The organism is Vibrio sp. 10N.222.55.C6, assembly GCF_041473395.1.
Classification (GTDB): Bacteria; Pseudomonadota; Gammaproteobacteria; order Enterobacterales; family Vibrionaceae; genus Vibrio; species Vibrio crassostreae_C.
The window spans coordinates 226,353-244,242 of sequence record NZ_JBFRSD010000013.1; the positions used below are offsets into that span (position 1 = coordinate 226,353).

Sequence of the window (17,890 nt, forward strand, 5' to 3'; positions counted from 1 at the left end):
AAATGAAAAATGACAAATGCCACACCATTAACTTACCTTAAAGAAGTGACTCGCTCACTGCGCAAAATGAGATAATTGATATAAGTGGTTTCAAGACAATCTTGTTCCCACACTGATAAAATCCGTTTAGCCGCAAAATAATAATCTTTGTTTCTCAACAACATCCCAACGGTGCGGCTAAGCTTTTCAAATCGAACGTGATCGCTCGCAGAGATGTAGTCATCGTCACTTTCAATAATGGGCGCTAAACCATCAGCAAACCAATTATTCAATATTTCTCGCATCTCTAATTCAGACTCAGGCACATCCACACTCGACAACTCTCGATGTTGAGGCGGTGGCACTATGTACTTCGACGCTTGCGGTGAACTGACATAACGATACATGTCGTCCCTCCTGTCTAACGGACCCTTCTAATAATTAAGGACATATTTACCTGTTCTCAAGTTTATTTAGCGAAACAAAAAAATAAATAAAAAAAAGCCATGTATCAATAACTCTACATGGCTTTAATGAGGGCAACTTTACGCTGCCCTATCCACTTGTTGGTTTAGACTAAATGTCGGTTCAGACTAAAACTAAGCCCTCTCGATTAAATCGAGCTTTGGTCGAAGTCGTTGCCTTGATCGGTTCCAGTTTGAGAATCTGAATCGAAGCTTCCAGAGTCGTCCGTGAAGTCAACACCTTGATCTTGACCGCCTGAACTTGTCCAGTCGCTGCCACCAGATTCCATACCCGCCATGTCTGGTTGCTGCTCTTGAGTAGAACCTTGCATGGTGTATTGATCATCGACCTCAACCTCAACACAACCGCTAGCACCGTCTATTGAACTACCCAATTCGTCGTAACCTTGGAATTGGATCTCGCTAGTACCTTCATAACCTTCTGGAAGTTCAACGGATACAGGCTGCTCTAGGTTGCCACTGATTGTGAAGCTACCATCACCGTTATCCAGTGCGTTGCTCACAGTAGCGCCCTCAGGTAAGCCAGACATATCAGCGTAATCAACCGATTCGTTACCACTCACCTCATCTGGAATCGAGATAGAGATGGTATCGCCCGGTGCCGCGGTTACATCTGCTGTGCTGCCTTCAGCTTCAGCATCTTGAGCTTGGTCATCAGCTTGTTGAACCACTTCCACTTGTTGCTCTTCTGTTGCTTGAGCAGCTTGGACTTGTGGTTCATCACTTTGCACTGATTCATCGGCCACTTGGATACTTACACTGTGGCTTGATACTTCACCGCCGTCGTTAACTTCAACATTCATCGCTAAATTGCCATCGAAGTCTTCGTTCGGCCAGTAAGTCCACTCACCTTCACCTGATTCGGCAAAGAAGCCAGCATCGTTCGCGTCTGCAACATCAACAACCTGTGCAGAATCACTCACGCCCAACTCATCCACCAGCTGTGCATCCGTGATAGTTAGTGAACCATCATCAGCTAAGGTATAACCTTCGCTCGCCGCTGTTTCATCGCCACTTTGGATATCCACATTGAAGAAGCTTTCGATGCGATTTTCGCCATCGGTCGCTATAAACCCAACTTGAACATCGCCGGTGTAGTCTTCAGCAGGAGTGAATTGATAGTTACCTTGGTTATCGCTCTCAATTACGCCCTGACCTTCCATCAAGCTTACTGACTCAATGCTCAAGCTGTCGCCTTCTGCATCGCTCAGATTCGCTAACATGTCTTCATCAGTGAACGACAAGGTGGCATCCGCTGCGATTTCCGTCGTTGTGGCGCTGTTAACTTCTGGTGCTGCATTCTCTTGCGAGTCACCTTCTTTCACGACTACGCCAGTTTGCTCATCATGAAGCACGCCATCTTTATCAACTACGTACGCAATGTCTGCTTCGCCCGTGAAGCCTGGTGCTGGTGTGAACGTCCAAGTGCCATCGCCATTATCGACAATCTCACCTTGGCTGCGGTCGGCAAGATGAACCAGTTTCACTTCATCATCGCTGTCTGCATCCACATTCTCAGCCAAAGCAATTAGGTCGTCCGCCGTTAGGATGATGGAATCACCCGCCACAGTTTCGAAATCACCTGAATCGATACCATCATCAAACGCTTCCGGCTCATCTCCGTAATCAACCGTTGTTGCGCTTACGGTTACGAAGAACTCACCATGGAAGTCTTCAGGCGGCGTCATTTGAATGTTTGAGATATCCCAGTCGAACAGGTCGATGTATTGACCCGGCTCGGTGATCATCACGGTATTCACACCATCTGTTACCTCGAATCCAACAGGGAAACCTGTCATCACCAAGTTACTTAGTGTTTCTGAATCATCGACTAGGCCAACGTTCAGTCCCAAGTGACCCGTTTCATCTTCGCCGAAGACTAATGGACCGTCATGGTCAGTTGAAATAACCGCGCCATCTGCGACAGGACGTACGTACACAGGAACATCGAGAACCGTTTCGAACTCACCGTCACTCACGACAACTTGTAGGTCAGAAACACCCGCAAAGTCGCCTGTTGGTGTGAATGTCCAAGTACCATCACCGTTGTCTGTAACTTCTCCGCCATCTTCACCGTCTGCGGTGATAATGCGAGAAACAACAAGGTCTGCGGTATCAATGTCACCGAACAAGTTCATCAAGTCGCCAGCATCGAAGGTGAACGCGCCATCTTCGTTGGTGGTCATCATTGCGTTGCCGACGTTGAATGGTGCGTCGTTAACCGGAATGACATCCACATTCAGCGAGCCATCAACCACTTCTTCACCGTCAGTAGCTTGATAACCGAGTTCTACTAAGCCATTAAAGTCTTGAGTAGTCACTAAGTGATACATGCCGTCTGGTTGCTGAGTTAAGGTCGCATTCGCTGGTGCTCGTACTGTGATGCTCTCAATGCTGATCTCGTCGCCATCAAGGTCTGTCACTTGACCCGCGATGTAAGCAGGGTCAATCACCATGACCACATCTTCTTCGCCTTGCATCTCAATGGTTGGCGCTTCAGGTGCATCATTCACTGGCGTAACATCGATGTTGCCGTCGACTGAAATTGTCTCTTGGCCATCGCTAACGTTAAACGTCATTCGCACATCGCCATTGAAGTTTTCGTTTGGTGTAAATGACCAAGTACCATCTTCGTTATCTAGCAACTCACCCAAGCTAGGGTCGATTTGTAGACCAGAAGCCGACAGCTCGTCTGCGGTGTTATCGATGTCGGTAGCTTGAGCTAACAACATGTCTTGTGTGATAAGAATGGTGCTGTCTTCGGCTGTGGTTAGTTTCACATCCTCAGATTCAGGTCCATCGTTCACAGCCAGAACTTCGATACCTGCCGTTGTTGTTGCCGTTGCACCGTCATCATCGGTCACGACCACATCTAGGCTGATATCACCATTAAAGTTCTCGTTTGGCGTGAAGGTCACAGACCCATTATCGTTTTGAACCAAGGTGCCGTCAGAGCCTGAGTAAGTCACGCTTTCAAGTGACACTTCACCATCAACGTCAGAGCTATTAGCAATTAACTGCTCAGGGCTGATTGTGATGGTGCCATCTTCGTTCATTTGGTAAGACGTAGAACCCGCTACCGGCGCATCGTTAACATCCGTTACCGTCACACCAATATTGGCATCGACTGTCTCAGTGCCATCAGTCACTGTGAAGCCAAGGTTGACATCGCCATTGAAGTTCTCGTTCGGAGCAAAGCTATAAGTGCCGTCACCGTTGTCAGTGAACACACCCTCTGCGCCCGTGTAAGACACATCCGTGATAGAAAGGTCATCACCATCAATATCCGCAGCACCTGCTAATAGGTCAGCGTCAGTGAAGGTTAGCGTTCCATCTTCCTCAACAGTAAAGTTTTGGTCTTCTGCTGTTGGTAGGTCATTGACTGGGTTAACCGTTAGGTCGACTCCAGCTTGAACAGTTTCAAGGCCATCTGACACATCGAAGCTCAAATCAATGTCACCGTTGAAATCAGCATCCGGAGTGATAGTAAATGAACCATCTTCGTTCGCTGTTACGGTCGCATTGTCACCTGCAGATAGGTTGCTTGCGGTTAGTGCATCACCATCAACATCCGATGCGTTAGCCAGCAACTGCTCTTGAGATAGCGTAATTGAACCATCTTCATCAACCGAGTAAGCCAGGTTTCCGGCCACTGGTGCGTCGTTAACTGCAATAACTTCAATACCAGCAGTGGTTTGAGCGGTAGCACCATCGTCATCAATAACCGTCACATCAAGGTTGATGTCGCCGTTAAAGTTTTCGTTTGGTGCGAACGTTACCGAACCATCTTCATTTTGAACCAAGATACCGTCTGCACCTGAGTAGCTCACGCTATCAAGAGACACTTCCCCGTCCACATCGGAGCTATTAGCAATCAACTGCTCAGGGCTCAATGTGATGGTGCCATCTTCGTTCATTTGGTAAGACGTTGCGCCTGCCACAGGTGCATCGTTAACGTCTGTTACCGTTACGTCGATGTTTGCATCAACCGTCTCTGTACCATCAGATACTGAGAAGTCCAGACTTACGTCACCGTTAAAGTTCTCGTTCGGTGCAAAGGTGTAAGTGCCATCGCCATTGTCGGTGAACACACCCTCTGCGCCAGTGTAAGACACGTCGGCAACTGACAGCTCATCACCATCAATATCAGAAGCACCCGCTAGCAGTTGCTCGTCTGTAAAGGTAAGTGAACCGTCTTCTTCAATGGTGTAAGCGACATCTTCTACAACTGCGATGTCATTCACTGGATTCACAGTAAGGTCGGCCGTTGCAACAACCGTTTCAGTACCATCAGAAAGGTCGAAGCTTAGGTCAATATCGCCATTGAAGTCAGCATCTGGGGTAATGGTAAATGAACCATCATCGTTTGCCGTAACTGTAGCGTTATCACCCGCGGTTAGGTTGGCAGCGCTAAGATCATCGCCGTCCACATCCGATGCTTGAGATAGCAACTGCTCTTGAGTCAGAGTAATGGAACCATCTTCATCAATGCTGTATGCCAAGTCACCCGATACTGGTGGATCATTAATTGGAAGAACATCAATACTTGCGCTGGTGGCTACTGTCGCACCGTCTTCATCTGTCACCACTACATCGAGGCTAACATCGCCATCGAAGTTTGCGTTCGGTGCAAAGCTGAATGTGCCGTTGCCGTTGTCAGTAAAGATACCGTCAGCGCCTGTGTAAGTAACACTATCAATCGCCACTTCACCTTCAATATCAGAAGAGTTCGCCAACAGTTGCTCTGCACTGATGGTGATAACTTCATCTTCGTTGACTGAGTAGCTGGTTGAGCCTGCGATTGGCGGATCGTTCACCTCAAGTACGGTGATTCCCGCGGTGGTCGCTTCTGTTGCCCCTTCTTCATCGGTAACAACAACCGCTAAGCTCACATCACCATTGAAGTTCTCGTTTGGCGAGAAGGTGTAAGTGCCGTCACCGTTGTCTTCGAACACACCGTCACTGCCAGTGTAAGTCACGCTATCAATCGCAACCTCACCTTCAATATCTGAAGAGTTGGCTAATAGCTGTTCGTTACTGATCGTGATTGAGTTGTCTTCATGCACAGTGTAAGACGTGCTACCCGCCACTGGTGGATCGTTCTCAGGCGTCACGCTCACATCAATGTTGGCTTGAACCGTATCCGTGCCATCTGACACATCAAAGCTGAAGTTCACATCACCATTGAAGTTCTCGTTTGGCGCAAAGCTGTAGCTTCCGTCACCATTGTCGGTAAGCACACCATCAGCACCAGTGTATGTCACACCTTCGACTGTTAGGTCATCACCTTCAACATCCGTCGCACCCGTTAACAGGTCAGCGTCAGTGAAGTTAAGAACCCCATCTTCACCAATAGTGAATGCTTGGTCTTGTGGCTCTGGCGCATCATTGACAGGTGTTACCGTCAAGTCTAGGCCAGCAGCGACCATGTCCTCTCCATCGGTGACATCGTAACTAAATTCGATATTACCGTTGAAGTTTTCACTCGGTGTAATGGTGAAACTGCCATCGTCGTTCATTTGAACGGTCGCATTTTCATCATTGGTGGTTAGGTTGATTGCTGATAGGTCATCACCATCAATGTCGACAGCGTGCTCTAGCAACTGCTCTTGAGTTAGCGTGATGCTGTTATCTTCGGCTGTAACGGCACTAATATCACCGTCAACTTCTGGAGCATCGTTCGCAGGTGAGATGTGAATCGTCACGTCTTGCGTAGCTGTTGCGGTTGTACCGGTATCAACATCTGTTGATGTTGCATTCACAGTTAGAACCACATCACCATTGAAGTCACCTGAAGGGATAAACTCTAGCCCTTCTAGCTCGCCTGGTTGCAATGACCAAGTGCCATCACCGTTATCGGTACCTGCAGAAAGCGAGCTGCCTTCTGGCACGTCTTCAATCAAGATAGCAAGGTTTTCTGAGCCATCGGTATCTGTTAGAGCTGCATCAATATCAAGTGGTACAGGTGTGTCTTCAGTACCAATGATTTGGTAATCCGCGTCAGACACTGTGATTTCGATGTTGTCGATACCAAACGCCTCGTCATCGACGCTTTGATTCAGGGTTGAACCGAAGCCAAGTTCAAGTTGGCCGTCTTCTACTGGTACCGTTAGGTTGATTTGGTGTGCTTGGTCATTCCAACCACTGAAGCCCTCACCTTGCGATACGCCGTGAACCACTTCGCCGACTTCATTTCCTTCTGAATCGTAAAGCGTTGTTGTGCCATCTTGAGTACGGAACGCAGAATTATCTAATGTCGTTAGCTCTTCGCCGCCGACAAAGATTTGGAACGACTCACCATCCCAAGAATCAATTTCGTAGAAGTTGAACGAGATATTAACTTCGCTCACATCACTTGGAATGTCGTAAGTTTTGCTGACGGCTTCATCACCGCCCGTTCCACCAATACGACCTAGCATGTCACCCGACTCGAAGCCTTGAGAGCTTTCTGTGCCTGTATTCCAACCGTTTGAGCCAGACTCGAAGTTGTCTGAAGCAATCACTAGGTCAGAAGCAATCGACAGCTCTGGCATATCAACCACAGATTGAACATCAATCGTCGCTTCTGCTGGTACTGTCGCGGTACCGTCATTCACGTCGAACGTCACATTCACATTGCCGTCGAAGTTTTCATTCGGTGCGAATGTGTAAGTGCCGTCGCCGTTATCAACCAAAGTACCGCTATCTGAAGCCACATTTTCAACCGATAGGTTATCACCATCAATGTCGCCCGCATTTTGCAGCAGTTGTTCTTCTGTGAAGGTAAAGCTGGTGTCTTCTTGAGTCACAAATTGTGGCTCACCGACTGTTGGCAGGTCATTAACTGGGTTAACCGTTAGGTCAGCCGTTGCTTGAAGCGTCGCATCGCCATCGGTAATGTCGAAGTTCAAATCAATGTCGCCATTGAAGTTAGCATCTGGCGTGATAGTGAAACTACCATCATCGTTTGCTGTAACTGTCGCATCACCACCAACGGTTAGGTTAGCCGCTGTTAAGTCATCGCCATCAACATCACTCGCTTGAGCAAGTAATTGCTCTTGGCTCAAGGTAATTGAGCCATCTTCGTCCACGCTGTACGCCAAGTCGCCCGATACCGGAGCATCGTTAACAGGCAGAACATCAATGCTTGCGTTGGTCGCTACGGTTGCGCCTTCTTCATCAGTAACGACAACATCAAGGCTTACGTCGCCATCGAAGTTAGCGTTAGGTGCGAAGCTGAATGTTCCGTCACCATTGTCGGTAAAGATACCGTCTGAACCTGTGTAGTTAACGCTATCAATCGCCACTTCACCTTCGATATCAGAAGCGTTTGCCAACAGTTGCTCTGAACTGATGGTGATAACTTCGTCCTCGTTGACTGAGTAGCTGGTTGAGCCTGCGATTGGTGGATCGTTCACCTCAAGTACAGTAATACCCGCGGTGGTCGCTTCAGTTGCGCCCTCTTCATCAGTTACGACAACATCAAGGCTAACTTCGCCGTTGAAGTTTTCGTTTGGTGAGAAGGTGTAAGTACCGTCACCGTTGTCTTCAAAGACACCGTCAGCGCCAGTGTAAGTCACGCTATCGACTGCCACATCACCTTCAATGTCAGAAGAGTTAGCAAGTAACTGTTCGTCACTGATGGTAATTGAGTTGTCTTCATGAACGGTGTAAGACGTGCTACCTGCAACCGGTGGATCGTTCTCTGGTGTCACGCTGACATCAATGTTGGCTTGAACTGTATCCGTGCCATCTGACACATCAAAACTGAAGTTCACATCACCATTGAAGTTTTCGTTTGGCGCAAAGCTGTAGCTTCCATCGCCATTATCAGTAAGAACACCATCCGCACCTGTGTAAGTAACGCCTTCAACCGACAGGTCATCCCCATCAATGTCAGTCGCACCTGTCAGCAAGTCTTCATCAGTGAAGTTCAAGATGCCGTCTTCGCCGATGCTGAACGTTTGATCTTGTGGTTGTGGAAGGTCATTGACTGGGTTAACGGTTAGGTCAGCCGTCGCAACCAGCGTATCTGTACCATCGCTAATGTCGAACGTTAGGTCAATGTCACCATTGAAGTTCGCATCTGGCGTAACGGTAAAGCTGCCGTCATCGTTAGCAACAACCGTCGCGTCTCCATCAACAATCAAGTTAGAAACAGTAAGGTCGTCGCCATCTACATCACTCGCTTGAGAAAGAAGCTGCTCTTGGCTCAAGGTAATCGAACCGTCTTCCTCAACACTGTATGCAAGGTCGCCTGATACTGGTACATCGTTGATTGGTAATACATCAACCGTAATAAACGTATCAACTTGAGCACCGTCTTCATCTTGAATGGTTACATCCAATTGAACTTGGCCGTTGAAGTTTTCATTCGGAGCGAAGCTACATGTACCGTCACCATTGATTGAGAAGATACCGTCTGGGCCATCGTAGTTGATCTCAACAAGCTCAACATCACCTTCAATATCAGAAGCGTTCAACAGAACTTGAGACTCATTGAAAGTCAGTACTGAATCTTCATCGATGGTGTATGACGTAGGGCCAGCAACTGGCGGATCGTTCACCTCAAGGACAGTAATACCCGCCGTTGTTGCTTCAGTCGCTCCATCTTCATCCGTCACGACAACATCTAGGCTAACTTCGCCATTAAAGTTCTCGTTTGGCGAGAAGATGTATGTACCGTCACCGTTGATTTCCAGAACACCGTCGCTACCACTGTAAGTCACGTTATCAATTGCGACTTCGCCTTCGATATCCGAAGAGTTCGCTAGCAGTTGTTCGTTGCTGATTGTAATAGAGTTGTCTTCATGAACCGTGTAAGACGTATTACCCGCAACCGGAGGATCATTCTCTGGCGTCACGCTCACATCAATGTTAGCGGTTACCGTATCGGTTCCATCTGATACATTGAACGAGAAGTTCACATCGCCATTGAAGTTTTCATTCGGCGCGAAACTGTAGGTGCCATCGCCATTATCGGTTAGGACACCATCTGCGCCAGTGTAAGTTACACCTTCAACACTTAGGTCGTCCCCTTCAATGTCCGTTGCACCTGTTAATAGGTCTTGGTCATTGAACGTTAACACGCCATCTTCGCCGACTGTGAATGCGTGGTCTTGTGCTTCTGGACCGTCATTTACTGGTGAAACTGTTAACTCAAGGTTGGTAGAGACAACATCATCACCATCAGACACATCAAACGTAAAGCTCACATCGCCATTGAAATCAGCATCTGGCGTTAATGTGTACGTACCATCACCGTTATCGGTAATCGTAACGCTCTCATCATCGGTTGCTAAATTCAGAGCCGTCAACTGATCGCCATCTAAATCACGCGCATTAGCCAATAAGTCTTCTTGCGTAATGATGATTGAACCATCTTCTTCAACCGTTGCAGAAACCGGAAGTGCTTCAGGTGCGTGCTCAATGTGCGCGCCTGTCGCGTTAATGTAGATGGTTTGAGATACCGTTTCAGAATCATCATTCGATAACTCTGTCGCAGTTGCGGTTACATGAACTTCAAGCTGCTCATTGAAGTCTTCTGGTAACTGGATTTGTAACGCATTTTCGATAGCCGTTGTTGGTAAGTTCACCGTACCATCAGGGCCAACCGTTACTTCACCGCTGTAGATTTGGCTGTTCACTTCACCGACATCGATTGTGAAGTTGAAGTCAGAATAGTCAGCATCACCGCCGCCATACAAATCTTCAAATCCGTAAACCAGCTCGCCGTCTTCATTAACCGTAGTACGAGTATGTTCGATACCATCTTGGTTTAGCTGAGAGCTTGAACCACCATGGAAGATCGCGTCACCATTTTGGCCTTGAATCACTGTCTCGGTTCCATCAGCAGCCACAAAGACAAGTTGAGGATCAACCGTATCCATGTTCGCAGGCGAACCATCCTCAGCACGGAACTCGTACTGACCGTCTTGCATCGCATCAAAGTCGTTGTGCTGATGTCCGTTTGGAATTAAGAACAGGTTAAAGCTTTCGCCTTCCTCGACTTGGAAGCTGAATTGATCTTGCCCTGGAACAAGGTCGCCGCCACCACCAACTTGTGATGCGTTTTCGTAAACAACTTCAACACCTGTGATGTTGCCGTCTTCGTCTACTTTGTAGTAACCCGCAGCGTTTTGGTAGCCAGCCGTCTCACCTTCAAACGTTACTGTGATTTCAGTGTCGTTGTAACTGGTGATACCGTTCTCTTGGTCATTCAGAACGCCTTCGTTATCGTATTGAATAACCGAACCTTCTGGCACACCATCTACTGTAACAGTGAGTGTTTCAGACAAGTCTTGGTCGACAAGTGCCGCAGCAATGTTCAGTTCAACAATACCGCCTGGCTCAACCAAAATCGCCTGGTCGTCGACGTTAACACCATCACCATCCGTGATAACTAAGTCAGGCGCATCAGCAACTGCTTCAATGTGAACATTAATGTCTTGTTCAACTTCATCCGTACCGTCTGTCACAGTAAAGCTGAACTGCAGATCACCACTGAAGTGCTCTTCAGGAACGAAGCTGAACGTGCCATCGCCGTTGTCGGTTACTGTGCCTTCATCACCAGAGTAATTGATGCTGGTAACGCTTAGGTCGTCGCCATCAATATCAATTGCAGCACTCAATAGATCTTCTTGAGTGAACAGGATGCTGCCATCCTCTTCGATGTGGTACATTCCTGGAGCAACAATTGGAATGTCATTCACCGGATTAACGGTCAATGTCATATCATTAGACGTGCTCAGCTCACCGTCGCTCACCTCATAAGTGAATGCAATATCGCCATTGAAGTTCTCTGAAGGTGTCACTGTGTACGTGCCATCACCATTGTCTACAATGCTGGCATTTGGATCGTTAGTTTCAAGCGCGCTTGCAAATAACTCATCGCCATCTTGGTCGCTCGCGTTCTCCAACAACATTTCTTGTGTAACGAGGATTGAACCATCTTCGTCGACATCTGCCACCATTGGCGTCGCTTCTGGCGCATCGTTGACGAACTCAACTTTTAGGTCGATGTTTGCGGCAACTACATCAGTGCCATCGCTCACATCAAACGCTAAGTCAACGTTACCGAAGAAGCCCTGCTCTGGTGTTAATGTGTATGTTCCATCGCCATTGTCTGTGACTTCTACCGTGTCGCTTGCACTCGTCACATTCACAACTGACAGTTCGTCGCCTTCAATGTCTGTCGCTTGTGCTAATAGTTCAGCTTCGGTAATGGTAATCGCTTGACCGTCTTCCGTAGTGAAAGACATGTCAGGCACGTCTGGAGCATCGTTGATAGGGTTTACGGTTAGGTTGAGGTCAGCCGCAACAGTTTCGATCGCGTCAGTGACATCATAAGTAAACTCAATCTCACCAAAGAAATCTGCACTTGGTGTAATAGTGAAGCTACCGTCTGGGTTTTCTACAACAACCGCATTTGGATCGTTGGTCGCTAAGTTAACGGCTTCAAGGTTGTCGCCATCGACATCCGTCGCATTCGCTAACAGATCCTCTTGAGTGATAGTGATTGAACCATCTTCATCAACAGCGGCTTCAATTGGACCACCAACCTCTGGGCCTTCATTGACAATTTCAACGTCAACTCTTGCTGTACTTGGTGCGCTTGCTTGGCCATCACTGATATCGAAAGTCAGATTCACTTCACCGTAGAAGTCTTCTGCAGGTTCGAAGGTAAAGGTATTATCACCGTTATCCGTTAACGTACCTTGCGTTTGGTCTGCAAGTAATAGGTTTTCGACATGAAGAATGTCGCCATCAACATCGGTAGCACCAGACAATAGGTCTTTCGCTTCGATGATCATGGAGCCGTTTTCAAGCATTTGGGTGTGCAATGGTTCACCCGGAACCGGCACATCATTGACTGGTACGACCGTTAGGTCTAGATGCGTTGCAACTTCATCAGTTCCATCAAACACCTTGTAGTCGATGTCGATTTCACCATTGAAGTTTTCATTCGGCATGAAGGTAAACGTACCATCGCCGTTATCAACTAGCTCACCGTTATCACCACCGTAAGTGATGTCAGAAATAGACAGCGTATCGCCTTCCACATCTGTGGTGTTCGCTAGCAAGTCATCTGCACTGAACGTGATACCTTCATCTTCATCTGTCGATAGAACAATCGGGCCAGAAACGATTGGCGCATCATTTACTGATTCGAAATTGATATTGATGATATTGCTGTCTGTCAGCTCACCATCGGTAACTTGGTAACCAAGTTCGATTTCACCATGGAAGTTTTCATCCGGTGTTACCGTCCAAGTGCCATCACCATTATCGGTGAGTGTTGCATGCTCTGAGTTTTCACCCACTAGCTCTAGATTTTCAATATCAAGGTCGTCGCCATCAATATCAGATGCTTGCGCCAGTAGTTGCTCTTCGGTAATCACAACCGAAGCAAACTGGGCAGAACCATCGGTATCGACAGTAATATTCGGAAGATCAGCCGTTAACTCGATTTCGTTGTCACCCGCATGGATATTCAACTCAACCGTTTCAGTAATCTCTGAACCATCTACACCAATCGATGTAAACACCGCTTCATCATGACAAGTTTGTGACACTGTCATGTTTTGAACGACGTAAGTACCATTACCTTGCACGGTACCAAGCTCAAAGTAGGACACTGGTTGATCAACCGTTAGCGTGTAATCTGTCTCGAAAGTACCACGGTCTTCTTTGTGGTAAGTCATCGAGTCAATTAGGTCGCCATCCTCATTGAACGCTTTGATTTCTACTTCTGTAAAGTGACGAGACTCTTCCATGAACCAGCCACCCAAACCATCTAGGTGGAAACTGATTTCATTGATGTCTTGACCTTCAACTGAAACCGTCAGTTTCTCATCACCACTTAAGCCTTGGCGGTCAGTATCACCGATACCATGACCAATGTGGGTGTTGCCATTCCAGGCACCAAGAGGGTCATCGTTACTTTGAACAGTTACCGTTAAGTCACCATCTGAGAACTCACGCGTATAAGGGTCAACTTCTGTACCCCAATCATCCACACTCGCGTTATCGTCAAACGTACCGATTTGTGTGGTGTGTGTACCTTCAGCAAGAGCATCTTCACTTGGAACAAAGCGCACTTCGGTATCTGCAGGAACTTCTTGTCCTACTTCCAGTACCACCCATTCGTCATTCACATTTGCTTCAATGATGCCGTTTTCTGGCGCTTGGTCTAAACGTAGTGCTGGTTCTTCACGAAGTGTCACACCAACTGTTTGGTCTTCTTGCGCTTGGATGAAGATTTCATCGCCCGCTTCTGGCGCATCGTTGACAGGGTTAACCGTCAAGTCGAGTGTCGTCAGAACTTCATTCTCACCATCACTGATGCTGTATGTGAAGTCCAACTCGCCATTGAAGTTTTCTGTGTGCGTAATAGTGAATGAACCATCGTCATTAGTAACAATTGTCGCATCTGGATCGTTGGTTTGTAGGTTAGATGCCGTTAACTCATCACCTTCAACATCGGTCGCATTAGCGAGTAACTGCTCTTGAGTAATGGTGATTGAATTATCTTCATCGACTTCAGCCTGAATGCCCGAAGTTTCAGGTCCGTCATTCACAGCGATAACATCGATGCCAGCGGTTGTGGTTGCGGTTGCACCGTCTTCGTCAACGACAACAACGTCTAGTGAAATATCACCATCGAAGTTTTCATTTGGCGTAAAGGTGTAAGTACCATTGCCATTATCAACAAAAGAGCCGTCATCACCGGAGTACGATACTCCAGACAGTGAAACATCACCTTCTACATCGGAAGAGTTTGCCAATAATTGCTCATCACTGATCGTGATTTGGCCATCTTCTTGAACTGTGTACGATGTTGAGCCCGCTACTGGTGGGTCATTCTCAGGCGTTACGCTGACATCAATAACAGCTGATGTTGAATCAGTACCGTCAGAGACATCGAATGAGAATTGAACATCACCATTGAAGTTCTCGTTTGGAGCAAAGCTATATGTGCCGTCGCCATTATCGCTAAGAACACCATCTGCACCAGTGTAGAGCACGTTTTCAATCGACAGTTCATCACCATCAATATCCGACGCACCTGCAAGCAGGTCAGCATCGGTGAAGAGTAACGTACCGTCTTCTTCAATCGTGAACTGTTGATCTTGCGCTTGTGGCAAGTCATTAACCGGATTCACGGTAATGTCTAGGCCAACTTGAACTGAACCACCATCGTTATCGATGATATCGAAGTTCAGATCTAGGTCACCGTTGTAATCTGCGTTCGGTGTGATGGTGTAGCTGCCATCATCATTGTGTTGGATGGTCGCATTTTCATCAGTAGATAGATTGATAGCTTCTAAGTTATCGCTATCGATATCACCTGCTCTTGCTAGCAATTGCTCTTGGCTTAGCGTGATGGAGCTATCTTCATTGATGGTGTAAGCCAAATCGCCCGATACTGGCGCATCATTGATTGGCAATACATCAACGTTAATGTGTGTTTCAACCGTTGCGCCATCTTCATCTTGAATGGTCACACCCAGTTGAACCTGACCATTGAAGTTTTCGTTGGGTGCAAAGCTGCATGTACCATCACCATTTACAGTGAAGATACCGTCAGAGCCATCGTAGTTAATGCCAACAAGTTCTACATCGCCTTCGATATCCGAAGCATTCACAAGAATCTGAGATTCACTGAACGTCAGAACCGAATCTTCGTCAATGGTGTATGACGTTGGACCCGCAACTGGTGGATCGTTCACTTCAAGAACGGTAATACCTGCTGTGGTTTCATCAATTGCACCTTCTTCATCTGCAACAATCACATCAAGGCTGATATCACCGCCGAAGTTTTCATTAGGAAGGAAGGTATAGCTGCCATCGCCGTTATCTTGGAACACACCATCAGTGCCACTGTAAGTCACAGTATCAACCGACACCGCACCTTCAATATCCGAAGAGTTAGCTAGCAACTGTTCATCAGAAATTGTGATGGCATTGTCTTCATTGACCATGTATGAGGTTGAACCCGCAACTGGCGGATCGTTCTCAGGAGTCACACTCACATCAATGTTAGCGCTAACGGTTTCTGTGCCATCAGACACATCGAAACTGAAGTTCACATCGCCATTGAAGTTTTCATTTGGCGCAAAGGTATAAGTACCATCACCGTGGTCGGTCAGTACGCCATCACCACCTGTATAGCTAATACCTTCAACGGTTAAGTCGTCGCCATCAATATCGGTGGCACCGGTAAGTAAGTCGGCGTCTGTAAATTGAAGCGTACCGTCTTCTGCGATACTGAATTGTTGGTCTTGAGGAACCGGCAAGTCATTAACTGGGTTAACAGTAAGATCGGCGGTTGCTTGAACCGTGTCAGTACCGTCAGTGATGTTGAATTGAATATCAATGTCACCGTTGAAGTTTTCATCTGGCGTAATCGTGAAACTGCCGTCATCGTTAGCTACAACCGTCGCATCACCACCAACTGTTAAGTCACTTGCGGTTAGATCTTCGCCTTCTACATCGGACGCTTGAGACAACAGCTGATCTTGGCTCAGTGTGATTGAACCATCTTCGTTAACGTTGTAAGCCAAATCACCAGACACTGGCGCATCATTGATTGGTAATACGTCAACATTGATGACGGTTTCCACTTCTGCACCATCTTCATCACGAATGGTGACATCAAGCTGAACTTGGCCATTAAAGTTCTCATTTGGAGCGAAGCTGCAAGTGCCGTCACCATTTACTGAGAAGATACCCTCAGGGCCATCGTAGCTAATGCCAACAAGATCAACATCCCCTTCTACATCTGAGGCGTTAAGCAACACTTGAGACTCACTGAAGGTAAGTACTGAGTCTTCATCAATGGTGTAAGACGTAGGGCCTGCAACCGGCGGATCGTTCACTTCAAGAACATTGATGCCCGCGGTCGTTGAGTCGGTCGCACCATCTTCATCAGCAACAACCACATCCAGTGCAATTTCACCGCTGAAGTTCTCATTTGGCGAGAAGGTGTAAGTGCCGTTACCATTGATTTCGAGGACACCGTCGCTACCAGAGTAAGTCACGCTGTCTATCGATACATCACCTTCAATATCTGAAGATGTTGCCAATAGTTGTGCATCAGAAATGGTAATCGAATTATCTTCATTCACCGTGTAGGACGTTGAGCCCGCAACAGGCGGATCGTTCTCAGGAGTCACGCTAACATCAATGTTTGCAGACACGGTATCGGTACCGTCTGACACATCGAAGCTAAAGCTCACATCACCATTGAAGTTTTCGTTTGGAGCAAAGCTATATGATCCCTCACCCAAGTCAGTCAGTACGCCATCAGTGCCTTCATAAGTGATGCCCTCAACCGTCAGGTTATCACCTTCAACGTCTGTCGCGCCTGTAAGCAGATCCGCGTCTGTGAACTGTAAAGTACCGTCTTCTGCAATACTGAACTGTTGATCTTGAGGTACTGGTAGGTCGTTTACTGGGTTAACCGTTAGGTCAGCCGATGCTTGAACGGTATTGGTGCCATCAGAGATATCGAAACTGATATCGATGTCACCGTTGAAGTTTTCATCTGGCGTAATCGTGAAACTGCCATCATCGTTTTGAGTAACGGTTGCATCACCGCCAACCGTTAGGCCGCTAGCAGTCAGGTCATCGCCTTCCACGTCAGAGGCTTGAGAAAGCAGCTGCTCTTGGCTTAGACGAATCGAACCGTCTTCATCGATTGAGTACGCTAAATCGCCTGACACAGGTGCATCATCAACGGCAGTTACACTCACATCGATGTTTGCTGACACCGTATCGGTGCCGTCAGAGACATCGAAGCCGAAGTTTACGTCGCCATTGAAGTTCTCATTTGGCGCAAAGGTGTATGTACCATTACCGTTGTCGGTAAGAATACCGTCACCGCCATCGTAGGTCACACCTTCAACCGTTAGGTTATCACCTTCAATGTCGGTAGCGCCTGTTAATAGGTCGGCATCAGTAAAGATTAACGTGCCGTCTTCTTCAACGCTGAACTGTTGATCTTGAGGTACTGGCAGGTCATTAACTGGGTTAACGGTTAGGTCAGCTGATGCTTGAACGGTATTGGTACCATCTGAGATATCGAAGCTGATATCAATGTCGCCATTGAAGTTCTCATCTGGCGTGATGGTGAAACTGCCATCATCGTTTTGAGTAACGGTTGCATCACCACCAACCGTTAGGCCGCTAGCAGTAAGGTCATCGCCTTCAACATCTGATGCTTGTGATAGCAACTGCTCTTGGCTTAGACGAATCGAACCATCTTCGTCGATTGAGTACGCTAAATCGCCTGACACAGGTGCATCATCAACGGCAGTTACACTCACATCGATGTTTGCAGAGACCGTATCGGTGCCGTCAGACACATCAAAACCGAAGTTTACGTCGCCATTGAAGTTTTCATTCGGAGCAAAGGTGTATGTACCATTACCGTTGTCGGTAAG

The 17,890-nt window shown here is 47.3% G+C and carries 2 protein-coding genes; both read right to left on the minus strand.

Annotation, left to right across the window (positions count from 1 at the left end; translation table 11 throughout):
• Window positions 1-32: 32 nt before the first annotated feature.
• Window positions 33-386, minus strand: a complete 354-nt coding sequence (locus AB4486_RS11620; RefSeq protein WP_017060510.1) for a hypothetical protein — start codon at window positions 384-386, stop codon at window positions 33-35.
• A 206-nt stretch (window positions 387-592) separates the two neighbouring features.
• Window positions 593-17,890 (minus strand): tandem-95 repeat protein (locus AB4486_RS11625; protein WP_372117234.1); only part of this gene is annotated, 17,298 nt, incomplete at its 5' end.